Source organism: Glycomyces sambucus (genome assembly GCF_900102815.1).
Classification (GTDB): Bacteria; Actinomycetota; Actinomycetes; order Mycobacteriales; family Micromonosporaceae; genus Glycomyces; species Glycomyces sambucus.
The window spans coordinates 981,117-1,003,997 of sequence record NZ_FNGF01000002.1 but is presented as its reverse complement, the minus strand read 5'-3'; the positions used below and the strand labels follow the sequence as shown (position 1 = coordinate 1,003,997).

Annotated in this window: 21 protein-coding genes; 15 read left to right on the top strand and 6 right to left on the bottom strand. The window is 72.1% G+C overall.

Features of this window, described 5'->3' with window-relative positions:
- The first annotated feature begins 272 nt into the window (after positions 1-272).
- Positions 273-1,634, top strand: coding sequence for a peptidoglycan recognition protein family protein (locus tag BLS99_RS09775; RefSeq protein WP_091047615.1), 1,362 nt, complete (start codon positions 273-275; stop codon positions 1,632-1,634).
- 70 nt (positions 1,635-1,704) lie between these two features.
- Here the strand turns inward: BLS99_RS09775 and BLS99_RS09770 are convergent, their stop codons facing one another.
- Entirely contained in the window at positions 1,705-4,497 is a 2,793-nt protein-coding gene (locus BLS99_RS09770) for an AfsR/SARP family transcriptional regulator (RefSeq protein WP_176953281.1), read from the bottom strand.
- A 332-nt stretch (positions 4,498-4,829) separates the two neighbouring features.
- On the opposite strand from BLS99_RS09770, the gene BLS99_RS09765 reads away from it, so the two are divergent.
- On the top strand, positions 4,830-5,612 hold the full coding sequence (locus BLS99_RS09765) for an alpha/beta hydrolase (RefSeq protein WP_091047608.1): 783 nt from the start codon (positions 4,830-4,832) through the stop codon (positions 5,610-5,612).
- A 3-nt stretch (positions 5,613-5,615) separates the two neighbouring features.
- Here BLS99_RS09765 and BLS99_RS09760 read toward each other — a convergent pair whose 3' ends face one another.
- Positions 5,616-6,239 (bottom strand): TetR/AcrR family transcriptional regulator, encoded by a 624-nt coding sequence (locus BLS99_RS09760; protein ID WP_091047604.1) that lies wholly within the window; start codon positions 6,237-6,239, stop codon positions 5,616-5,618.
- Positions 6,240-6,395: 156 nt separating this feature from the next.
- Between BLS99_RS09760 and BLS99_RS09755 the strand changes: the two genes are divergently transcribed.
- From BLS99_RS09755 to BLS99_RS09745, 3 genes are read left to right on the top strand one after another with little or no spacing between them, the layout of a single operon-like run.
- Positions 6,396-7,733, top strand: a complete 1,338-nt coding sequence (locus tag BLS99_RS09755; protein WP_091047601.1) for an ABC transporter substrate-binding protein — start codon at positions 6,396-6,398, stop codon at positions 7,731-7,733.
- On the top strand, positions 7,720-8,601 hold the full coding sequence (locus BLS99_RS09750) for a carbohydrate ABC transporter permease (RefSeq protein WP_218126384.1): 882 nt from the start codon (positions 7,720-7,722) through the stop codon (positions 8,599-8,601). The genes BLS99_RS09755 and BLS99_RS09750 overlap by 14 nt, the downstream gene beginning before the upstream one ends.
- Positions 8,602-8,642: 41 nt before the next feature.
- Complete coding sequence (locus BLS99_RS09745; RefSeq protein WP_091047914.1) at positions 8,643-9,413, top strand: carbohydrate ABC transporter permease; 771 nt, start codon at positions 8,643-8,645, stop codon at positions 9,411-9,413.
- Positions 9,414-9,476: 63 nt separating this feature from the next.
- On the opposite strand, the gene BLS99_RS09740 is transcribed toward BLS99_RS09745, so the two are convergent.
- On the bottom strand, positions 9,477-9,905 hold the full coding sequence (locus tag BLS99_RS09740) for a GNAT family N-acetyltransferase (RefSeq protein ID WP_091047598.1): 429 nt from the start codon (positions 9,903-9,905) through the stop codon (positions 9,477-9,479).
- A 141-nt stretch (positions 9,906-10,046) separates the two neighbouring features.
- Here BLS99_RS09740 and BLS99_RS09735 point away from each other — a divergent pair, with 141 nt between their 5' ends.
- The gene (locus tag BLS99_RS09735; protein WP_143034726.1) at positions 10,047-10,616 is read left to right on the top strand and encodes a permease-like cell division protein FtsX; all 570 of its coding nucleotides are present in this window, start codon (positions 10,047-10,049) and stop codon (positions 10,614-10,616) included.
- A gap of 73 nt (positions 10,617-10,689) precedes the next feature.
- Here BLS99_RS09735 and BLS99_RS09730 read toward each other — a convergent pair whose 3' ends face one another.
- Positions 10,690-11,460: an alpha/beta hydrolase gene (locus BLS99_RS09730; RefSeq protein ID WP_091047591.1), complete on the bottom strand. Its 771-nt coding sequence runs from the start codon at positions 11,458-11,460 to the stop codon at positions 10,690-10,692.
- 190 nt (positions 11,461-11,650) lie between these two features.
- Between BLS99_RS09730 and BLS99_RS09725 the strand changes: the two genes are divergently transcribed.
- From BLS99_RS09725 to BLS99_RS09710, 4 genes are read left to right on the top strand one after another with little or no spacing between them, the layout of a single operon-like run.
- Positions 11,651-12,727, top strand: a complete 1,077-nt coding sequence (locus BLS99_RS09725) for a FecCD family ABC transporter permease (protein ID WP_091047588.1) — start codon at positions 11,651-11,653, stop codon at positions 12,725-12,727.
- 1 nt (position 12,728) lies between these two features.
- Positions 12,729-13,520, top strand: coding sequence for an ABC transporter ATP-binding protein (locus tag BLS99_RS26590; protein WP_091047584.1), 792 nt, complete (start codon positions 12,729-12,731; stop codon positions 13,518-13,520).
- A complete protein-coding gene (locus BLS99_RS09715; protein WP_218126382.1) occupies positions 13,517-14,500 on the top strand; it encodes an ABC transporter substrate-binding protein in 984 nt (327 codons plus the stop codon). The genes BLS99_RS26590 and BLS99_RS09715 overlap by 4 nt, the downstream gene beginning before the upstream one ends.
- A 5-nt stretch (positions 14,501-14,505) precedes the next feature.
- Entirely contained in the window at positions 14,506-15,702 is a 1,197-nt protein-coding gene (locus BLS99_RS09710) for an MFS transporter (protein WP_218126381.1), read from the top strand.
- On the opposite strand, the gene BLS99_RS09705 is transcribed toward BLS99_RS09710, so the two are convergent.
- Positions 15,683-16,894, bottom strand: a complete 1,212-nt coding sequence (locus tag BLS99_RS09705; protein WP_091047577.1) for an MFS transporter — start codon at positions 16,892-16,894, stop codon at positions 15,683-15,685. The genes BLS99_RS09710 and BLS99_RS09705 overlap by 20 nt on opposite strands.
- Before the next feature lie 191 nt (positions 16,895-17,085).
- On the opposite strand from BLS99_RS09705, the gene BLS99_RS09700 reads away from it, so the two are divergent.
- Genes BLS99_RS09700 through BLS99_RS09690 form a run of 3 tightly spaced genes read left to right on the top strand, consistent with a single transcriptional unit; the run spans position 17,086 to position 18,286 of the window.
- Positions 17,086-17,616, top strand: a complete 531-nt coding sequence (locus BLS99_RS09700) for a TetR/AcrR family transcriptional regulator (RefSeq protein ID WP_091047574.1) — start codon at positions 17,086-17,088, stop codon at positions 17,614-17,616.
- Entirely contained in the window at positions 17,613-17,969 is a 357-nt protein-coding gene (locus BLS99_RS09695) for a DMT family transporter (protein ID WP_091047570.1), read from the top strand. Before BLS99_RS09700 ends, BLS99_RS09695 begins: the two co-directional genes overlap by 4 nt.
- Positions 17,969-18,286 (top strand): DMT family transporter, encoded by a 318-nt coding sequence (locus BLS99_RS09690; RefSeq protein ID WP_091047567.1) that lies wholly within the window; start codon positions 17,969-17,971, stop codon positions 18,284-18,286. Before BLS99_RS09695 ends, BLS99_RS09690 begins: the two co-directional genes overlap by 1 nt.
- A gap of 22 nt (positions 18,287-18,308) precedes the next feature.
- Here the strand turns inward: BLS99_RS09690 and BLS99_RS09685 are convergent, their stop codons facing one another.
- Positions 18,309-19,070: a hypothetical protein gene (locus tag BLS99_RS09685; protein WP_091047563.1), complete on the bottom strand. Its 762-nt coding sequence runs from the start codon at positions 19,068-19,070 to the stop codon at positions 18,309-18,311.
- A gap of 219 nt (positions 19,071-19,289) precedes the next feature.
- Here BLS99_RS09685 and BLS99_RS09680 point away from each other — a divergent pair, with 219 nt between their 5' ends.
- Both BLS99_RS09680 and BLS99_RS09675 read left to right on the top strand, forming a co-directional pair.
- On the top strand, positions 19,290-20,864 hold the full coding sequence (locus BLS99_RS09680) for a carboxylesterase/lipase family protein (RefSeq protein ID WP_176953280.1): 1,575 nt from the start codon (positions 19,290-19,292) through the stop codon (positions 20,862-20,864).
- A 265-nt stretch (positions 20,865-21,129) separates the two neighbouring features.
- Entirely contained in the window at positions 21,130-22,821 is a 1,692-nt protein-coding gene (locus BLS99_RS09675) for an acyltransferase (RefSeq protein WP_091047556.1), read from the top strand.
- Positions 22,822-22,881: the final 60 nt, after the last annotated feature.

The window sequence follows — 22,881 nt, the reverse complement described above, 5'->3', positions numbered from 1 at the left end:
CGTTCTACCTGAAGAACCGCAACGACAACTCCGGCGACCCCGACATCGTCAGGCAGTTCGGGAACTTCGACGACCTGCCCATCGCCGGACGCTGGAGCTGATCCCCGGTCCGGACGCTGATGCCGCCCCGGTGGGCCGCCGGTTCACGGCAGCCCACCGGACTCTCAGCGGGGGCCGCGTACGACGCGGGCCTCCGCCCCCTCAGGAATAAGCGCATCACCCGCAACGGGACACGCTTCCCGTTGCGGTGCCCGAGGAACGAAGGGCTCGACATGAACAACCTCTACCGCCCCCTGAACCTGAGCCGCCGCACCCTGCTGCGCGGCAGTGCAATCGCCGGGGCCGGCCTCGCCGGACTGCCCTTTTCCGGGGCGTTCGCCTCCGGCGCGGCCGCCGCTGTCGCGGCGCCGAGCATCATCGCGTGCCCGACCTGGGGCGCCCGCGCTCCCGGTCCGCTGGACGTGCTGACCCGCAACCCCGACAAGATCCTGATCCACCACACCGCCGGCCCCAACAGCACCGACTACTCCGCCGCTCACGCGCACGCGGTCGCCCGCAGCATCCAGAACCACCACATGGACGTCAACGGCTGGACCGACTCCGGCCAGCACTTCACCGTCAGCCGCGGCGGACACGTCCTCGAAGCGCGCCACCACAGCCTGCCGCGGCTCCAGGCGGGAAGCGGCATGGTCTTCGGCAGTCACTGCCCCGACCAGAACGACCAGGCCATCGGCATCGAGAACGAGGGCACCTACACCACCGCCGCACCGACCGCCGCCCAGTACAACAGCCTGGTGCAGCTGTGCGCCTACATCTGCGCGCAGTACGGGCTCCCGGCGACGGCGATCTTCGGACACCGCGACTACCGGGCGACCGCGTGCCCAGGGGACCGGTTCTACGGCATGATCCCGCAGCTCCGCGCCGACGTCGCGGCCCGGATGGGCGGCGGCGACCGCGTGGGCCTGTACCGGCCCGGCACCGGGACCTTCTTCCTGGAGGGCCTGGGTTCCGCTCGGTTGGGTGATGCCGGTCTGGTCCCGATCGCCGGGGACTGGAACCGCGACGGCGTCGACTCGATCGGCGTGTACAAAAAGGACAACCAGACGTTCTACCTGAAGAACTCGAACACCTCCGGAGTCGCCGACGGCGCGTTCCGCTTCGGCAACGAAGGCGACATCCCGCTGGTGGGGGACTGGGACGGCGACGGGTACGACACGATCGCGGTGTACCGGCCGGACAACCAGACGTTCTACCTCAAGAACCGCAACGACAACTCCGGGGAGGCCGACGGCGCGTTCCGGTTCGGGAGCAAGGGCGACATCCCGCTCGCGGGGAACTGGGACGGGGACCAGTACGACACGATCGGCGTCTACCGGCCCGACAACCAGACGTTCTACCTCAAGAACCGCAACGACAACTCGGGAGAGGCCGACGGCGCCTTCAGATTCGGGAACAAGGGAGACCTGCCGGTGGTCGGGAACTGGGACGGCGACGCCTACGACACCATCGGCGTGTACCGGCCCGGCACGCAGTCGTTCTACCTGAAGAACCGCAACGACAACTCCGGTGAGGCCGACATCGTGATCCGGTTCGGCGAGCGCGACGACCTCCCCATCTCCGGCCGCTGGAGATGAACTTCCGCCTGTACCGGCACGCCGGCCGGTACAGGCGGGACCGTTCGCCGATCGACCGGGCCGGCGCCCCTCACGCCGGCCCGGGGCCGGGCATGCCGTCGGCGTGGCCGTTCAGCTTGCCTCGGACCGCGTCGGCGCCGCGGTGCTCGATCGCCTCCAGGATCTCCAATGCGAGCCGGTAGTACCTGCGGGCCTTGGATTCGTCGCCGAGCGCGGTGAAGGCGTCCCCGAGGCGGTCGAACGTGCCGGCCGCGTCGTGCACGGCGCCGGTCCGGCTCAGGTGGTGCTCCAGGGCCCGCTGGTAGGACCGGGCGGCCTCCTCGTACCGACCGGCGTGGAACTCGGCCGACCCCAGACTGTCCCAGGCGAATGCCTCGCCTCTGCGGTTGCCCAGCCCGCGGTACAGCGCGATGGCGCGCTCGCAGTGGTCCCGGGCCTTGTCGGTGAAGCCGAGCCGCGCGTTCAGCCATCCGAGGTTATTGAGCGAGTCGGCCTCGCCCGAGCGGCGGGCGATGCGGCGGTTGAGGTCCAGTGCCCGCTCGTTGTACTCGATCGCGTCCGCGTACCTCCCCGAACCGTCGGCGAGCGCGCCGAGGTTCTCCAGCGTGCTCGCCTGCCCGGCCAGGTCTCCGGCCTCGCACGAGGCCCGGTACGCCTCGGCGAAGTGCTCCTCGGCCTCGGCCTCGTTCCCCAGTCTCGTGTGCGCCTGGCCGAGGACCCGCAGCGACATCGCCTGCCGCCGCAGGTCGCCGGCGGCCCGCGCGCAGGCGAGCGCGTGGCCGTGGACCGGGAGCCAGTCGCGCGATCCGACGCGGCGCTGCTGGTACCCGGCCAGCGCCCACGCCAGTACCCACGTCGCGTCGTACCTGCCGGCCTCGGCGCCGTCGGCGACCAGCGCGGTCAGCGTGCCGTACTCGTCGGAGAACCAGCGCACCGCCTCGTCCGCGCCCTGCGGCCGGGCCACCGCCACGGCCCGGTGCGGAGGATCGAGCGCCACCGGGGCGCGTTGGGGGTCGAGCTGGAGCGCGGCGTGGTGGGCGGAGTGCAGGTAGTGCCCGGTCAGGCGGTCGAGGGCGGCGGCGCGGCGCGCGGGCGCGTCCTGACGCTCGGTCAGCTCCATCGCATAGGCGCGCAACAGGTCGTGGAACGAGTACCGCCCGGTCGGCGCCTCGGTGAGCAGGCAGGCGCGGACGAGCTCCGCCAGGGCCGGCCGGGCCCGGTCGAGGGGTTGTCCGACGAGGCTCGCGGCCGCGGTCGCCGAGACCTCCCGGCCGGGATGGATCGACAGGAGTCGGAACATGCGCCCGGCCTCCCGGCCGAGCAGCCGGTAGGACCATGACAGCGCCGCGCGCACGTCGGCTCCCGTGTCGCCGCCGAGGGCGTTGAGACGGTCCCGGCGGTCGTGCAGGTCGGCGAGCAAGTCCGTCAGCGGCCTGCCGGGGTGCAGCGACGCCCGCGCGGCGACCACGGACAGCGCCAAGGGCAGCCCGGCGCACAGCGCGGCGATCTCCGCGGCGGCCTCCGGCTCGGCCCCGACCCGGTCGGTGCCGAGCCGGGCCGCGAGCAGGGCGCGGCTCTCCGGCGGCGTGAGCGGCGACAGGCCGACCGGCTGGGCGCCGAAGCCCGATACCAGGCCCGCCATGCGATCGCGGCTGGTGACGATGGTGAGGCAGCCGTCGCCGCCCGGCAGCAGGGGCCGCACCTGTTCGGCGTCGCGCGCGTTGTCGAGCAGCACCAGCACCCGGCGCTCGGCCATCAGCGTGCGGTAGGCCCCGACACGCGCCGCGACCGCGTCGGGAATGGACTCGGGGGACACCCCGAGCGACAGCATGAGGTCGTGGAGCACGTCGGCCGGGGCGGCCGGTCGCCCGCTCGCGCTGAAGCCGGACAGGTCGGCGTACAGCTGGCCGTCGGGGAACCGCCCGGCGAGTCGCCGCGCCCAGTGCACCGCGAGCGCCGTCTTCCCGGTACCGGCCATGCCCCAGACCACGAACATCGACCGGCCGCCGACGCTCCGGGAGGTCTCCAGTTCGCGCAGTTCCGTTGTCCTGCCGACGAAACCGAGGGTGTCGACCGGTAGTTGCCGCGGGACCGCGTTCGCGCCCGCGCGCGGCCGGGGCGCCCCGCCCCACCGCAGGCGCCGGCCGGCGAGCAGTTCCGCGTGCAGCCGTTTGAGGTCCGCTCCCGGGTCGGTGCCCAGCTCATCGGCCAGGCGCCGCCGCACCGAGTCGCAGACCTGGAGCGCTTCGGCCGATCGTCCGGTGCGGTCGAGCACGACCAGCAGCCGGGCCCAGACCGATTCCCGGAGGGGAAAGCGGTCGGCCAGCTCTCGCAGTTCGACCGCGGCGTCACCGTACCGCTCCGACTCCAGGTCGAGGTCGGTCCGCCGTTCGACCGCGGCCACGTACCGCTCCCACAGCCGAGGCGCCTGGGTGTCGGCCAGCCACTGGGATTCGACGCCCTCGAACGGATCGCCCCGCCACAGGGACAGCGCCTCTTTCAGCAGGCCGTACTCGGCTTCGACGGGGGCGTTCGCGGCGGTCGACAGGAGACGGTCGAACAGCTCGGTGTCGACGTCCTCGGGCGCGACGGCCAGCGTCAGGCCCGCGCGGTGGTTCTGGAGCCCGTCCGCGCCAACGACCGCGCGGAGCCGCCCGGCGTAGGTCTGGAGGCTGCGGCGCGGATGGTCCGGCGGCGACTCGCCCCACATGGCGGTGCCGAGCTGCTCCCAGGACACGCGACGCCCCGGAGTCAGCGCCAGCACGGCCAGCATCGACCGCAGGCGGCCGGTCGTCAGCGCCAGATCGACCCCGTCGACGCCGATGCTGAAGGGCCCCAGCATGTGCACTCGCAGACCGGACATCGCCCTCCCTCCGCGGAGATCGGCACGGGTCGAAGCTATAGCACCCGGCGCTCCCCGGTCGAGATCCACAGGGGTGGTTTGGAAACCGTTGGAATCGCTGTACGCGGAGCGCCGCGCCGAGGCGCGACGGCGCATCGGTGCTCACCGGCAAAGCGCGCGAGGTCCTGACCGGCATGTCGGCGGCGATGCTCCCTGGAGCCGGCGCCCCGCTGCGTGGATCCGCTCCGGGCCGGGGCTGTACGAGTCGGTGGCGTCCATGCCGTGGATGGCGGTGCGCGGCAGCTTGCAGTAACCTACTGACTGTTCAGTCAGTTTAGGGAGCGGTGTGCGACATGGCGATGATCCGTTACGACTACCGTTCGGAGGTGCTCGAGCTGAGCACGTCCTTGACGGCCTGCGTCCCCGATGAGGCGCCGCCGGCCGAGGGGTACCCGGTGCTGTTCCTGCTGCACGGGCTGAGCGACGACGCGACGATGTGGGCGCGGAAGACCGCGCTGGAGCGGCATCTGCAGGCGTGCGCGTTGCCGATGCTGGTGGTCATGCCGCAGGCCCACCGCTCGTATTACACCGACGAGGCCCACGGCATCGACCACTGGACGCACGTGACCACCGAGGTCCCCGCGGTCGTCGCGCGCACCTTCCGGGCCAGCGCCGAGCGCCGGGACACGTACGTCGCGGGGCTGTCGATGGGCGGGTACGGGGCGGTGAAGTGGGCGCTGCGCGAGCCGGAGCGGTTCGGTGCGGCGGCGAGCTTCTCAGGGGCGCTCGGCCTGGCCCAGCGAACCGTCGACCCCCTCGCGGCCGGGGCTCTTGACGGCCGGCTGTGGGACACCGTCTTCGACGGCCGGGACGTCACCGGTACGGAGCACGACCTGCTCCGCCTGCTGGAGTCCGCGCCCAGAGCCGCACTCCCGCCGCTGCGCGTCAGCTGCGGGACGGACGACCCGCTGCTGGCGGAGAACGAGCGGTTCATCGCGTCCGCGCGGGGGCTGGGGATCGACCTGGCGGTGGACATCGGCCCCGGCGCGCACACGTGGGACTACTGGGACGCCCAGCTCCAGGCGTTCCTCGCATGGCTTCCCGCCGCCGCCGGGAGCGGGCTCGCCAACGCGTGAACCTCAAGCGCTCCGGGGACCGTTTCGCAAGGTGCGCAACTGGTCCCGCGCCCACTGGGCCGCGATCTCCTGCGCCGGCATCGACCGGTTCGCCAGCCAGGCGGTCTCCAGGCCGTTGACGAAGGCGAGGATCTCCATGGCCTTGCACCGGGGGTCGACGTCCTCCCGCAGCACCCCGTCCTCCTGGGCGCGCGCGAGCGCCAGCGCGACCTTCTCCACCCCCGCCTCGTAGGCGCCGCGGAGGCGTTCGCTGATCGCGTTGTCCTCGCTCGCGTTCTCGGCGACCAGCACCGTGTGCATCCCGACCATGTCGGAGTCGTCCGGCCACCGCCCGACGGCCTCGACCACCGCGGTGAAGACCTCGAGCCCCGGGCGGTCGTCGTCGTCCCACGTGAAGTACCGCTCGCGCTCGTCGCGGCGGTCGAGTACGGCGTGGAGCAGCAGCTCCTTGGTGTTGTAGTGGTAGATGAGGCCCGGCTGCGACACCCCGGCCTGCTCCGCGATCTGCGCGAGCGACGTGCCCCGCGCGCCGTGCCGCGCGATGAAGTAGGTGGCCGCCTCGAGGATGCGCTCGCGCCGTGCGCGGCCCCGTGCCGCCGCCCCCTGACCGGGGTCGCCGCTCGTCATCGCGGGTTCCTCGCGGCGGTCTTCGCGCTGGTGGGGGGCGCGGCGGTGCGCCTGACGGGCCGATCGGAGATGCTCATCCTTGAATACTAACTGAATAGTCAGTAGGATCGATTCGAGTATCCTGACTGAGTAGTCAGGATGGAAGGATTCGATCCCATGGCAACGTCGCCGAACATCCCCCGCCGGACCGCCCTCGGAGCGCTCCTCGCGCTCCCCGCCGCGAGTGCCCTGTCCGCCTGCGGCGCACCGGGCTCCGGCCCGGCCACCACCGCGCCGCGCCCCATCGGCACCGAACTGCCCGGTGAGCCGACCACCTTGACGATGCGGGCCAACGCAGACCAGGCCCCGCTCTGGGAGGCACTGGGAAGCGCGTTCGAGCACGCGCACCCGCAGATCACCGTCGAGCTCGTCACCGAGGACTTCGCCGCACTCCAGCAGAACGGCCCGCGGTACCTCGCCTCCCAGGACGCCCCCGACCTGCTCCGGTTCCCCTCACCCGGCGACGCGGTCGCCGACGGCCTGCTCCTCCCGCTCCAGCCGTACGCCGAGGCGTACGGCTGGGAGGACTTCCCGGAGACGCAGCTCAACCAGTGGCGGATCGCCGCGGACGGGTACACCCGCGGCGAGGGCGACCTGTACGGCCTGGGGATCGGCTTCGCGCTCGTCGGCCTCTACACGAACACGACCGCGCTCGACGAACTCGGGCTCCCCCTGCCCGCGTCGCTCGAGGCGATGGCCGAGGCCATGGCCGCCGCGACGGAGGCGGGCCTGACGGCGCTCGTCGCAAGCCAGGCGGGCCTGTCGAACATCCTCCAGAACCTCATGCAGGCGACCGCCGCGGAGCAGGTGTCGGACTGGGTCCTCGGCAAGCCCGGGGCGACGATCGAAGGCCCCGAGACCGAAGCGGCCGCCGCCACCCTCCTCGACTGGCGGGACCGCGGGTACCTCGCACCCGACGTCCTGGCCGTCGACGACGCGGCCGCGCTGTCGGCCTTCACCGGCGGTCAGGGCCTCTTCTACGTCCAGGGGTCGTGGATGGCCGCCGCGGTCGACCAGACCGCCACCGACATCGACGTGAGCTTCACGGTCGTCCCCGGGACGGGACCCGACAGCGCCCCGACCGCGACATCCGCCCCCAACAGCTTCGTGATCCCCGCGAACGCCGAACACCCCGACGTCGCGGCGGCCTTCCTGAACTGGGCCTCGACCGACCCCGAGGCCCGCGACCTGCTGGTCGCCACCGCCGGCCTGCTCCCGGGCGGGCCGGTGGAGCCCGAGCCGACGCTCGCGAGCGAGGGGGCACTGGCCGACGCCGCCGCGGCGTTCACCGCGGTGTCGGCGGCGGACCGGTTCGTCGACTTCCTCGCCAACGCCAGCGCCGGGATGCTGACCGGGACCCTCCAGCCCCAGATCGACCTGCTCATCGACGGGCAGAGCGATCCCGCGACCTTCCTGTCGCGGCTCCAGGAAGACGTCGAGCGTGAACGTGCGTGACACCGGCCGGGATCGCGCGGGCCTGCTCTGGGTCCTGCCCGCACTGGGCTTCTACGCGTGCTTCGTCCTCTACCCGCTGACCCAGACCGCCCGCTACTCGCTGTACGACTGGAACGGCATCGGGGAGGCCACGTGGGTGGGGCTGCGGAACTACCTCACCGTCCTCACCGACCCGACGCTGCGCGACTCCGTCGTGCACGCGCTGGTCCTCATCCTGTTCTTCACGGTCATCCCCGTGTCGATCTCGCTGCTGGCGGTCGCGACGATGGGAAGGCTGCGCACCGGCGCGTTCGTCAGCGCGGCCCGCACCGTCCTGTTCCTGCCGCAGATCATCCCGCTGGTCGGCGCGGCGATCATCTGGACGTGGATGTACTCCGACCAAGGGGCCGTCAACCAGGTCCTCCGCGCCGTCGGCCTCTCGGCGCTCGCGCGGCCGTGGCTCGCCGACTTCGGCACGGCGCTGGCGGCGGTCGGGCTCATCGGCAGCTGGGTCTCGACCGGGTTCTGCTTCGTCCTCCTCATGGTCGGTGCGGGGAAGATCGATCCGGCCCTGTACGAGGCCGCGCGCCTCGACGGCGCGAACGCGGCGCAGGAGTTCCGGCACATCACCTTGCCGGCCCTGCGCAACGAGATCGGCGTGGCGGCCACCATCACCACGATCGCGGCCCTGTCCTCTTTCGACATCGTCTACGTGTCCACCGGCGGGGGACCGGGCTTCTCGACCATGGTTCCGGGGGTGCAGATCATCCGCCTCGCGTTCACGACCGGCGAGGTCGGCCTCAGCTCGGCGCTGGCGATCGTGCTGCTGGCGCTGGTGCTCGCCGTCGTGCTCCCCATGCAGGTCTCCAACCGAAAGGCGCGTCCGTGAACCGCGGCATCCAACTCCGTGAACGCGTGATCCTCGGCGCGATGATGGCGATCTCGATCGTGCCCTTCGTCGGGGTCCTCTTCACCTCGCTGCATCCACAGGGGATCGTGCCGGAGGGGATCTCCTGGCCCGCCTCGCCGCAGTGGGGCAACTACCTCGACGCCTGGAGCATCGGGAACATCGGGGAGCTGCTGTGGTCGAGCACGCTCATCGTGCTCGCCGTCGTGCCGGTGGGCGTGCTCGTGTGCACCATGGCGGGGTTCGCCCTGGGGCACCTGCGCACACCGGGCCGGGCCCTGATCAGCACCCTGTTCCTGGCCGGGCTCGCGGTCCCGTTCGAATCGGCGATCGTTCCGCTGTACTACCAGGCGGAGGCACTGGGCACGCTCAACACCCGGTGGGCGATCATCCTGCCGATGATCGGGCTGCTGGCGCCGTTCGGGGTGTTCTGGATGTCCGCGCACTTCCGCGGGGTGCCCTCCGCGATCAGCGAAGCGGCGCGCATGGACGGCGCCGACACGATCCGACTGTTCCTCCACGTGCACCTGCCGCTGGCGCTCCCCGCGATCAGCACCCTGGCGCTGCTCCAGTTCATCAGCACCTGGAACCAGTTCCTGGTCGCGTCGGTGCTCGTCGACGACCCCGGCATGCGCACGATGGCCGGCGCGCTCGGCGCGTTCCAGGGCGAGCACCGCACCGACGTCGTCCTCCTGTGCGCGGGGGCGGTGACGATCATGCTCCCGACCGTGCTCCTCTTCCTGTTCCTCCAGCGCAGGTTCGTCACCGCGCTGCTCGCCGGGGCCGTCAAGTAGCCGGGGCCGGGTGCAGGGTGCCCCGCCGTCCTCGGTCGGTGCCGTGGGCGGCGGGCGAACCGGTCAGTCGAGTTCGACTGCGAAGTGGAATGCCCTGATGGTCAGGCGCTCTCGCATGTAGAAGCGGTGGGCGTCGCGCCGGTGGGTTCCGGAGTCGAGGTGGAGTGCGGTGCAGCCGAGTTCGCGTGCCCGCTGCTCGAGGTACTCCAGGAGGGCGCGGCCGACTCCTGTCGAGCGGGCGTCGGATGCCGTCACCAGGTCGTCGACGTAGAGCATCCGGCGCCGATTGGTGTTCGCCACGGTACGCCACCCCGCCACCCCCACACAGCGGCCCTCCGCGTAGGCCGCGGTGAACCGCAGGCCCTGGGCGTGCCCCTCGTCGTACACGGCGAGGAAGTCCTCGGCACTCAGGTCCGGCCTGAGTTCGCGCAGGACGGGCAGCAGCTCGGCGGTGAGGCGGGCGTCGCCGGGCTCGATGTCGATGATCTCCATCGTGGGATTCTATGGAGGGCGGGCCCGCGGGGGATCTGCTGCCGGTGCTCCGACGTCTCGCCCGTCCCGCATCCAGACGGGGAGAACGACTCGACCTCCCTGCTCTGCCTCGGGATTGCAGTCGCTCAGTACCTTGTGGTCATGACCACAATGCCCGTCAAAGCGAAGCGGCCCCTCGGCCGGAAGCTCGCGCTCGCGGCCCTCTGCGTGGCGGTCGCAGCCGCGGGGACGCTCGCGTACTTCCTCCTCCGGGAGGACGAGGCGACGACTCCTGAGTTTCCCGGTGACCACCATGTGATCGTCTATCTCGAACGCGATATCGATGACAGTGTCCTCGAACAGGTCGAAGCGGCGCTCCGAGACCACCCGCTGACCGAAGAGGTCCAGTTCGAGTCCCAGGCCGAAGCTTTCGAGCAGTTCCAGGACACCTTCGCGGACCAGCCCGACATCCTTGATTCCGTCGACGCGGACACGCTGCCGTCCGCCTTCCGGGTCAAGCTGACCGATGCCGACCGGTCGGAGGAGTTCATCCAGGAGTTCGCGGATGTGGAGGGCATCTACGAGGTCAGCGATCTCATGGGGGCCTACCGGTACTGGGTGCCGGCCTGTATCGAGTTCGAGGAGGAGGGCATCGGTCCTGCCGAGGACGACACCGAATCGGTCCTCTACGAGATTCAGCAGGCTTGCAGCAGTTTCGGATTCGATCTCTGAGGCCGAGACGGCACTAGACGGGGAGACGCGGCCGTCGATTTCCTTGCGAATGTCAGCCCTGGCGCGAACTGCATCAGGGATGCGGAACGGTCAGGTGCTTCGCGAGGAATGCGACGGTGAGGGCGATGATGCCTTCGACGTCGTCGTGACCGGTGAAGGTGTGGCCCGCTCCTTCGACCGGTAGGAGGGTCGAGTTCGCTCCCGAGTCCACCAGCAGTGCATGCAGCTGCTCGCTCTGGCTGAGCGGAAGTGCTTCATCGTTGGTGCCGTGGACGATCAGGAACGGCGGCGCAGTTGCGGAGACATGGCTGACCGGGCTGGCCTGTGCCGCGGGGGCCGGCAGGTCGGCGGGCGAGCCGCCGATCAGCTTCGCCCAAGGGGTGTCGGGGTTGTGCGGGTCGAGGACGCGGAGGTCGGTGAGGGGATACCAGGCGGCGACGGCGGCGATGGCGCCGTCCGTGAGCCCGGCGAGGGCGGCGAGGTGGCCGCCGGCTGATTCGCCCCACAGTCCGATGCGGTCGGTGTCGAGGTCGAACCGCGCCGAGGATTCCCGCAGGAAGGCCAGTGCCGCTTGGACGTCGTCCAGTTGGGCGGGGAACAGGGCTTCGCTCGAGAACCGGTAGTCGATCGTGGCCACGGCGATCCCGGCGTCGACGAGTGCCTGGAACACCGATCCCGGTCGCAGCGTCTCGGGCAGGAACCTGCGATCGCCGAACAGGAACGCCCCGCCGTGGATCCAGACCACCAGTGGGAACGGCCCCTTGCCATGGGGTACGTGGAGGTCGAGCGCCAGAGGCCGGAACCCGGGGATCTCGGCGTAGTTGACGCCTGCATGTTCGCCCATGGGCGCCAAAGCTAGCACGGGGGCGGCGCTCGGTTCGGTGACGTGAGGCCGGAACGCGGTCCGAGGGCCCGATCCGGTTCGGGGCGTCGGATCGGACAGTATTGCGCCTCACATCCGGGCGGGGCGCCGGTCTCTTAATAGAAATGATTGTCATTATTTCTGGGCCTCATCTCGGAAGGACCCCGCACCGATGCCCAGACTCGACGACCCGCCGGCGGCGCCATCCGCCGTGCGGCCGCGGCGGATCGCCGTTCCCGTAGCGGCGATGGCCCTCCTGCTCCCCGTGTCGGTGCTGATCGCGATCGGCGCGGGGCCCGCCTCGATCGCCCCGGCCGACACCGCCGGGTACCTGTGGGCGGCGCTCACCGGCGGCCCCATTGCGGGCGACGAGGTGAGCCGCTACCAGATCATCTGGCAGATCCGCACGCCCCGCGTCCTCCTCGCGGCCGTCGTGGGCGCCGGGCTGGGCGCCATGGGCGTCGCCGTGCAGGCCATGGTCCGCAACGCGCTCGCCGAGCCCTACCTGCTCGGCGTCTCCGCGGGCGCCGCGACCGGGGCGGTCTCGGTCGGTGTCTGGGGCGGGCTGGGCGCGCTCGGGATCTACGCCGTCTCCACCGGCGCGTTCCTCGGCGGACTCATCGCCTGCGCCGTCGTCTACCTCGCCGCCGCCAGGGCCGCCGTCCTCAGCCCGCTCCGGCTCGTCCTCGTCGGCGTCGCGATGTCGTTCGCGTTCCAGGCCGCCACGAGCGTCATCGTCTACTTCGCCCCGAACGCCGAGGCCGCGAGCACCGTCCTGTTCTGGACCATGGGCGGGTTCGGCGCGGCCGGCTGGTCCACCCTGCCGGTCGTCGCCCTCGCCGTCGCCGCGGGCATCGCGGTCCTCGCCTCCCGGGCCGGGCGCCTCGACGTCCTCTCCCTCGGCGACGAGGCCGCCGCCAGCCTCGGCGTCGACACCGGCCGCGAACTGCGGTGGCTCCTGGTCCTCACCGCGGTCGTCACCGGTGCCATGGTCGCCGTCTCCGGCGCGATCGGGTTCGTCGGCCTCGTCGTCCCGCACCTGATCCGCATCTGGGTCGGCGCCTCCCACGCACGCGTGCTCGCCGTCGCCCCGCTCGCCGGCGCGCTCCTGATGGTCTGGATCGACCTCGCCTCCCGAACCCTGGTCGCGCCCAGGGAGATCCCCGTCGGCGCCGTCACCGCCCTCATCGGGGTGCCGGTGTTCGTCTACATGCTGCGCCGCCGCGCCTACCTGTTCGGCGGGAGCTGACATGGACCTCCGCCTCCAGGACCTGAACGTCGCCCTCGACGGCGTCCGCATCGTCCGCGACCTCACCCTCGACGTCCCCTCCGGCAGCGTCCTCGGCCTGCTGGGCCCCAACGGCTCCGGCAAGACCACCGCGCTCCGCGCCGTGTACCGGGCCCTGCCTCCCGAGAGCGGCGCCGTGCTCGCCGGCGGCGACGACCTGTGGGCCCTGACCCGCCGCGAAGCCGCCCGCACCGTCGCCGCCCTCACCCAGCAGCACCGCACCTACCTCGACTTCACCGTCACCGAGATCGTCGCCATGGGCCGCCACCCGCACCGCGGCGGAGGCCGCCTCAGCGCCGACGAGCGCGCGCTCTGCCGGGACGCCATGGCCCGCACCGACGTCACCCACCTCGCCGACCGCGGCGCCCTCACCCTCTCCGGCGGCGAGATGCAGCGGGTCCTGCTCGCCCGGGCCCTCGTCCAGCGACCCAAGATCCTCGTCCTCGACGAGCCCACCAACCACCTCGACCTGCGCCACCAGCTCGACCTGCTCGCGCTCATCGCCGCAGCCGACATCACCGTCCTCGTCGTCCTCCACGACCTCAACCTCGCCGCGGCCGTATGCGACCGGATCGCCGTCCTCCAAGACGGCGCGCTCGCCGCGCTGGGCACGCCGCACGAAGTCCTCACCACCGGACTCCTCCGCGACGTCTTCGACGTCGGCGCCCAGGTCGTTCCGCACCCCCGCACCGGACGCCCCCAAGTCCTCCTCGAACTCCCCGAAACGTCCCCGACGGAAGGAACACCGAAGTGAACACCCGCACCGCCATCAGCACCGGCACCGCCCTCGCACTCGCCGGAGCGCTCGCCGCCTGCGGCGCCGACGTCGAGTCCGGCGGCGACGGCGCCACCGTCGCCGTCGACCGCTGCGGTGAGACGATCGAGTACACCGTGCCCGAGCGCGCGGTCACCTACGAGGCGGGCAGCACCGACAAGCTGCTCGTCCTCGGCCTCGCCGACCGCATCAAGGGCTACGTCATGCCCCCGGCCAACCCGCCCGTCGAGGAGTCCCCGTACGCCGCCGAGTACGCCGAACTCGAATTCCTCGGCGACGACCTCCTCAACCGCGAACTCGTGGTCGACGCCGGGGCCGACTTCGTCGTCGCCGGCTGGAACTCCGGGTTCAGCGACGAGCGCGGCATCACCCCCGAGATCCTCGACGGCCTCGGCATCCAGAGCTTCATGCACACCGAATCGTGCTTCAACTACCCGGAGTACCCCCTGGCCACGACCCCGCTGGAGGGCCTGTACACCGACCTCGAGCGCCTGGGGCGGATCTTCGGCGTCGAAGCGAAGGCCGCCGAGGTCATCGCCGACTACCGGGCGCGCGTCGCCGCCGTCGAAGCCGCCGCCCCCGAGGGCGAGCCGCTCAAGGTGTTCCTCTACGACTCCGGCACCGACCAGCCCTACACCGCCGGGAACCAGGTCCCGCCCAACGACATCTTCACCAAGGCCGGCGCCGTCAACGTCTTCGCCGACCTCGACGAGCGGTGGACCCAGGTCGGCTGGGAGTCGGTCGTGGAGTCGCAGCCCGACGTCATCGCCATCCTCGACTACCAGGACCAGCCCGCCGAGGAGAAGATCGCCTTCCTCAAGGCCAACCCCAACACCAAGGACCTCCCCGCGGTCCTCAACGACCGGTTCTTCATCCTCGACTACAACGAGGCCATCAGCGGCCCCCGCGTCATCGACGGCATGGAGTCCTTCTCCCAGTACCTCAACGGCATCCAGTGACCGCCGTGCACCAGGGAGCGCCGAGCGAGGCGCGGCTGTGGGCCGACCTGTGGCCGCTGCTGCTCGCGTCGGCGGTCGGCCTGCTCCCGTTCACCGTCTACGCGACGTTCCTGGTGCCCATCAGCCGCGACGCGGGCGCCGACGTGGCCGCCGTCGGGGCCCTCCGGGGCCTCGGCGGCATCGCCGCCCTCGCGGTCGGCGTCGCCGCCGCCCCGCTCCTCGAACGGTTCGCCAAACGCCGCGTGAGCGCGCTCGCCCTGGGCCTCCTCGCCGCCGGATCACTTGCGGCCCTGCAGGGCGGGCTGCTCGCCCTCGCCGTCTTCTGCGCCGCCATCGGGGCCGCCACCGCTCTGCTGACGCCCGCGCTCCTGGCCGCCGCCGCCGACCGCTACACCGACGCCGCGACCTCCGGCCGCGCCGCCACGCTCGTCTCCGCGGCGCAGTCCCTCGCGGCGGTCGCCGCGGGCCCGGTCATCGGCGTCATCGCCGTCCAGACCGGCTGGCGCGGCGCCCTCATCGCGACCGCCGCCGTCGCCGCCGCGCTCGCGACCGGCTTCGCGATCCGATCGGAGCCGCCCCGGCGCGGCCAGGGGGCACTACCGGGATACCGGGACGCGTTCCGCCGGCTCGCGGGCAGTCGGATGCTCCTGGTGCTCATCGCCGCCGCGTCGTTCCGCACCGCCGCCTTCATGGGCTGCCTCGCGTACATGGCCGCCTGGTACGACCACGCCTTCGACCTCGACGCCGCGGTGTTCACCCTCGTCTGGACGCTCAGCGGGCTCTCGTTCTTCCTCGGCAACTACTTCGGCGGCAGAGGGATCGGCCGCACCACGGACCAGCGCCGCGTCGCGCTCGTCCTCCTCGGCGGCATCGTCGCCGCGACCGCGGGCCTGGGACTCCTCTTCTCCGCCTCCTCGATCGCACTCGCCCTGGCGGGCAGCGCACTCCAGGCCGCCGGCCATGCGGTGGCCGCGGCCGCGATCACCGCCCTCATCGTCCGCCGCGGCGGTCCCGTGCGCTCGGCCGCTCTGAGCCTCAACGCCGCCGGAATGAGCCTCGGCACCTTCGCCGGAGCGGCCCTCGGCGGCCTCGGCCTCACCCTCTTCGGCTACCCCGGCATCGCCGTGGCGCTCGCCGTCCCGCTGCTCGGCGCCATCGCCGTCGCCGCCGCGATCGCCGTCATCACCCGCCCTGCGGCCTGACGACGCGTCTCGACCGGTGCGCGGCGACGACCACGACCGCGAGGGCGGCGGTGACGCCCGCGAGGGTCATCACGGTCGCCGGAGCGGAGTGGTCCACGACGAGGCCGCCGGTGAGGGCGCCGAGCGCGATGGTCGCCTGGAATGACGCGGTGAACAGCACCGAGGCGGCCTCTGCGGAGCGGGGTGCGGCCTTCGCGAACCAGGTCTGCGAGCAGACCGGCACGCCGCCGTAGGCCGCTCCCCAGAGGATCAGCAGGGCGAGGGCCCCGACCAGGTCTCGGCCCAGGACGGGGAGCAGGAGCGTGGCCGCGGCGACCGCGGCGGCCACTGCGGCGAAAGTGGCCCGCGGGTAACTGGACACCGTTGCGCCGCAGACGAAGTTGCCGACCATACCGGCCGCGCCGTACACGAGCAGGACGGTGGTGACGGTGCCCGGTCCCGCCCCCGAGACGTCTTCGAGGAACGGCGTCACATAGGTGTAGGCGCCGAAGTGCGCCGTCACGACGAGGAACGTCAGGACCAGCGCGGACCGCGTGCCGGTCGTCCGGAGCAGGCCGGTGAGTTCGGAGGCCCGGGTCGGGCGTTCGGCGGGCAGGCGCGGCACCGTCAGGAGCAGGGCGACGAGGGCGGCGGTGCTCAAGACGCCCAGGACCACGAAGGCCGTGCGCCACCCGGCGATGCCGCCGATGAACGTCCCGGCCGGGACGCCGAGGACCGATCCGAGCGGTACCGAGGCGAAAATAACGGCGGTTGCCTTGGCGACCGAGGCGGGCGGCACGAGGCGGCCCGCCAGGCCCGCGCCGATCGACCAGAAGCCGCCGATCGTGATGCCGACGAGCACGCGGGAGGCCAGCAGCACCCAGTACCCGGTGGCCGCGGCGGCGAGGAAGTTCGCGACCGCGAGCAGGAGGATGAAGGCGCACAGCATGATCCGGCGGTCGACGCGCGCCGTCGCGACCGTCGCCACCGGGGCGGCGACCGCGGCCAGGAGGCCCGGCATCGTCATCGTCAGGCCGGCCGTGCCGTCGGAGATCGTGAAGTCCGCGCCGATCTCGGTCAGCAGGCCGATGGGCAGGATCTCGGTGGTGACGATGGCGAAGATGCCCGCCGTCACCGCGACCACCGCCGGCCAGGCGGCGGTCGCGGCGATCGGAGCGGTGGAGTCCGTGCCGGGTGGGGCGGCTGTGCGCATGAACCTACGTCCTGTTCTGGGGCCCTTGGGGATCGAGTTCCCTCAAGCTCACCAGGCGGGGCCGCGGAGTGCTGGCAGGTTCGCGACGTCAACCGTCGCGCGGCGAGGGCCGGGCCCTTGACCCGGTGTCGGGATGGTGCGCGTCACACGCGCTTGCACTCACCTACCTTCCGGAAGGTAAAGTAGCGGGCATGAGTGCGAGACCGCAGATACTCGACGGCGCGATAGCGATGCTCCGGGCGGGCGAGTCCCTGTCCCTGGAGTCGGCCGCGAAGCACGCCGGGCTGACCAAACCGGGCCTGATGTACCACTTCCCGACCAAGGAGGCGCTGATGGTCGCCCTGGTCGACCGCGTGGTCGACGACTGGGAGCACGAGGTCGCCGCGCAGCTCGACGGCCCGCTCGATGCGGCCGCGCCCGCCGAGAGGATCGGGGCCTACCTGGAGTGGGCGCTCAAGGGCGAGGCCGACCTGAGCGACCTCGTGATGTTCGCCGACCCGCGCCTGTGCGAACGGCTCACCGCGCGCTGGAGCGAGCGGATGCGGCCCTGGCTCACCGTCCCCGACGGCCTTCCGGCCCCCGAGCGGGCCAGGCTCTCGGCAGTGCGGCTCATCGCCGACGGCCTCTGGTTCGCCGACGCGATGGACAACCTGCCCCCCGATGCGCAAGAGCGCGAGGCGCTTCGCGGCCTCGCCCGGTCCCTGCTGGAGGGTGCCCGATGAACGCGCGACCCTGGCTGCTGCTGGCCGGCGCGATCGTCAGCGAGGTCACCGCCTCGCTCTCCCTGAAGGCCGCGATCGAGCGGCCGCTGCTGTACGTCGTCGTGGCCGTCGGCTTCGTCTCGGCGTTCGCGTTCCTCGGCGCGGTCCTGAAGGCGGGCATGCCGCTCGGCGTCGCGTACGGGGTGTGGGGCGCGATGGGCGTGGTCCTCACCGCGGTGTTCGGCGCGATCCTGTACGGCGAGCCGCTCACCGCGACCATGGGCGCGGGCATCGCGCTCATCATCGCCGGGGTCGTGACGATCGAACTCGGTGCGGAGCGGGCCGCGGCCCGCCGGACGGAAGGGGCCGCGTGATGGCCTGGGTGTTCCTCGTGGCGGCGATCCTCTCCGAGGTCGCGGCGAGCCTGTCGTTGAAGGCGGCGGCCGACGGCCGCAAGCGGTGGTACGCCGTGGTGGTGGTCGGCTACGGCCTCGCGTTCACCGGCCTGACGCTCGCGCTCGACGCGGGCCTGGGCATCGGTGTGGCGTACGGGATCTGGGTGGCCGCCGGCGTCGCCCTGACCGCGATGGCGAGCCGGATCCTGTTCAAGGAGCCCCTCACGAAGCTCATGGGCCTGGGCATCGCGCTCGTGGGCGCCGGGGTGCTCCTGGTCGAACTGGGCGCACATTAGACGGACAGTCGGTCCCGATCCGCTAGTCCTGCACCCCCGTCCAGTGCCGTCGCACGGTGGCGGCACTGACCAGTGCGGTGAGGAACGCCGCCACGTAGGCGAGCGCGAACAGGCTCACGGCGATGATGCCGCCGCTGCCGTCGCGCATCGCCGGCCAGCTCTCGGGGCCGGTGAAGTCCCATCTGGCGGTGTTGACCAGCAGGTCGAGCAGGATCGACAGCAGCACCCACAGGCCGCCGCCGAACGCGATGAGCGGGTAGGGGAGCGCCAGGAGCATCGGTCCGGCGGCGCTCTTCACCCTGTAGGCGGCGAGCAGGGCGACCACGATCAGCGTGAGGTGCACCCCGGCGATCAGGTCGAGCTTCAGGTTCGCGGTGACCGTCTCGACCCGGAACAGCGCGAACGGCTCCGACTCGACGCTCGCCAGGAGGGCGTCGGTGCGGGCGGGATCGAACGGCGCCGAGAGGTAGCTGCCGCCGACGTAGCCCACCGCGAGGAACCCGATCTGGAGCGCGAGCGACACGAGGGTCGAGACGCCGGCCACGGCTACCCGCGTCCAGGTCATGCTCGCGGCCCGAGCCGCGGCCCGGCTGAGCACGCCCCCGGCGGCTCTGGCGCCCGTGATGATCCTGCGCCCGTTGGCGTACCAGGACTCGATCGCGAACAGCGTGGCGATGATGATCAGGAACACCAGCGGCACACCGAAGTCGGCCAGCGCGAGCAGGAGCGTGTTGACGAAGTCGGGGACGACCGGTTGGGCGGGGATCGGGCTGGATTCGGGCATGCGGGGGTCCGTCCGGCAGTGACGCGGCCGGTGGCCGCGCTCTCGACTCGATTATGGGACCACGGTTCCCGCGGCGGTGGTCCCTCCAACGCGGCGTGCCGGTCCGGGATCGGCGCGCTTCCAACAGCGACCTGCCGCCGCCGTACGTGATGGGGCGTAGGCGGGGATACGCGCCTCGGTCGATGTCCTGGGGCGGGCCGTGCCCGAAACATGGCCTGCATGACACATTCGAGAGCAAGACGTACGGCGTTCATCGCGGCCATAGCCGCGGTCGCCGCTGCGGTGACCGGGCTCGTCGCGGCCGGTCCCGCCACCGCTGAGGACACGACCCTCGTCCAGACCGGGACCGGGTGGGTGCGCGGTGCCGCCACCGAGACCACCCGCACCTTCCAGGGCATCCCGTACGCGCAGCCGCCCGTCGGCGACCTGCGCTGGCGGGCAACGGAACCGGTCGAGGCGTGGGACGAGGTCCGCGACGCCACCGCGGCGGGCTCGCCGTGCCCGCAGCCCGGTTGGGAGGAGGGGCAGATCGTCGGCGGGAGCGAGGACTGCCTGTTCCTCAACGTCGACACCCCGCTGGAGGCCGAAGCACGGATGCCGGTGATGGTGTTCCTGCACGGCGGCCTCATCGGCGGCCAAGGCGCACCGTACGACCCGACGCGCATCGTCGACCAGGGCGGAGTCGTCGTCGTCACCGTCAACTACCGGTTGGGCGCCTTGGGATTCCTCTCCCACCCGGCGATCGACGACCCGTACGCCGGGAACTTCGCGCTGGGGGACCAGCAGGAGGCGCTGCGATGGGTCGGCGAGAACATCGCCGCGTTCGGCGGCGACCCCGGCAACATCACGCTGTGGGGCGAGTCCGCAGGCGGGTTCACCACCTGCGCCCAGCTCGCGTCCCCCGCAGCGGAAGGACTGTTCCACAAGGCCATCGTGCAGTCGGCGACCTGCTCGAACGACGTCCTCGACGTCGCCGAGGCGAACACTCGCGGACAGGCCATGGCCGAGCACGCCGGATGCACCGAGGCCGCGACCGCGGCCGACTGCCTCCGCGACGCCCCCCTGGAGTCGTTCGTCACCTACCGCGCCGACGAGGTCGGGCAGCTGCGGCGCCACATCAATGAGCTGCCGTGGTTCCCGGTGGCGGGCACCGAGGTCCTGCCTCGGCAGCCGTTGGACGCACTGCGCCGCGGTGCCGCCGCCGACATCCCGCTCCTGCACGGCGCGACCAAGGACGAGGCGCGTTTCGCTGTCAACAACACCTACGACGGCGCCGGCCGCCCGGTGACCGCCGAGGAGTACCCGGGCATCCTCCGCGGCCTCTTCGGACGCCGGGACGCGGCGCGCATCCTCGACCGGTACCCGCTGGAGGACTACCCGAGCCCGAGCCTGGCGCTGGCGACCCTGGCCACCGACTACGGCGGGATGATCGGCACCTGCTCGCAACTGCCGGCGCTCGAAGCGGCCGCGCGGCACGGGAGCGTCCACACCTACGAGTTCGCCGAGCCGGTCCCCTCCGCGCCCGGCGAGTTCCCCCAGGGCGCGACGCACGGCGCGGACATCCCGCTGTTCTTCGACTCCCGTTGGGCCGGTGCCACTCAGCAGCCGCAGACCGGCGGGCGGGCGGAGCTCGCGGAGGTCCTCATCGGAGCGTGGACGGACTTCGCCGCCACCGGCGACCCCGGATGGCGTCCGTACCGGGACGGCCGGGGCGTCACCTTCTCGGTGGACCACACCGGCCCGGTGAACATCGCCGCCGGCCACCACTGCGGGTTCTGGCTGCCGCGCCTCTGAGGCGGACGGCGCGAAAGCGACACCTGAGCATGGGCGGCCATCGACCCGGTGGCCGCTCACGCCCATGCACTGCACGGCCAGGCGGGCACGTTCCTCAGCGGCGATGTTCACTTCCGGCGGATGGCAGGATCTCAAGGCGCTGTTGGCATCGGCTGGCCCGGAGGACGCGGACGAGAGCGGGATCGGCCGGATAACGGCGTGGCGTGCGCCGGGCACGTCACTTATGCTGACAAAAGCTCGCAACCGTCCCCGACCTGGAGGTTCCATGCCTGCCGATCCGACCGGCGCCGCCCTCCCCTACGAGCAGCACCACTTCGACTTCTCGCCGTGGGACTTCTGGGAGGACGCCCCGGAAGAGCGGCGCGAGGAGCAGCGGCGGCTGCAGGAGTCGCTGAAGGCCGAGCGCGGGTACGAGTTCGGCGGCGACTGCTTCGTCTCCCCGCTGGCGGCGATCCAGAACGAGGCCCTGCGCCTCGGCGACCGCACCTACGTCGCCGCCGGGGCCTACCTCAGCGGCGACCTCGTGCTCGGGGCCGACTGCTCGATCAACCCCTACACGGTCGTGCGCGGCGACATCACGATCGGCGAGGGCGTCCGCATCGGCGCCCACACCTCGATCATCGCGTTCAACCACGTCATCGGCGACTACGAGACGCCGTTCTCCGCGCAGGGGCTGACCTCGCAGGGGATCACGATCGGCGACGACGTGTGGATCGGCTCGCACGTGGTCGTGCTCGACGGCGTCACCGTCGGGCGCAAGTCGGTGCTGGCAGCCGGGGCGGTCGTCACCAAGGACGTGCCCGAAGGCGCGATCGTCGGCGGCAGCCCGGCCCGAGTCCTGAAGTGGCGCAACGGCGCACCGGGCGCGGACCGCGAGACCGACCGCGGACTCGCCGGCGAGGTCGCCGCCTTCGCCGACCGCGCCCGCACCGAAGCCGAGGCGCTGCTGGAGCGGTGCTGGAACGCCGAGGCCGCCCTCTTCAGCGACCGCCCGGGCGAAGCGCCGAACGTGCGCGCGCAGTGCGACGCGATCGAGATCGCCGACCTCCTGCTCGGCACCGCCCCCCGCCAGCTCCCCGCCGACGAGCAGATCGCCCGGCTCCGCTCCTGGCAGGACCCCCGGACCGGCCTGGTCGGCGAACTCGACGGGCACGGCGCCCACCGGCCGGGCGGCCAGGACCTCGACGACGGCGGCGCCGCCTACCACGTCCTCAGCGTCGGGTACGCCCTCGACCTCCTCGGCAGCGCCTTCGCGCACCCGGTCGCACTGCGCCCCGCCGACTCCGCCCCCGCGGTCGCCGCCTGGCTCGACGCGCTCCCCTGGGACACCGACCCCTGGACCGCCGGAGCGCATACCGACGCCCTCGGCACCGCCATGGCCTGGAACCGCCTGGGCGGCAACGGCAACCCCACCGGTACCGAAGAGGCCCTGTTCGGGTGGATGCTCACCCGCGTCGACCCGGGCACCGGCATGTGGGGGCGCATCGACCACGACGACCTCCTCCTGACCGTCAACGGCTGGTACCGGGCCGTGCGCGGCACCTTCGGCCAGTTCGGACTCGCGGTGCCGCACCCGCAGCGCGTCGTCGACACGGTCCTGCGGCACCTGGACGACCGGACCCGGTTCGCCCCCGACCGCCTCAACGCCTGCAACGTCCTCGACGTCGCCTACCCCCTGTGGCTCACCAGGAAGTCCGGCCACCGCACCGACGAGGTCACCGCGCACGCCCGCACCCTCATCGCGTCGGTCCTCGCCGACTGGACCCCCGGAACCGGATTCGGCTTCACCACGCCCCGGGCCGGCGACCGCCCCGACACCGCCCCGGGCCTCCAAGGCACCGAGATGTGGCTCGCGATCCTGTGGTACCTCTGCGACCTCGCCGGCATCGCCGACCGGCTCGGCTACCGCCCCAAGGGCGTCCACAACCCCGCGCCCCGCATCCGCCCGCCGCGCTAACGCTCGCCACGCCGCCCACAACCGGGCGTACCGGCCGCCCGCGGCCAGAAGCTCGGCGTG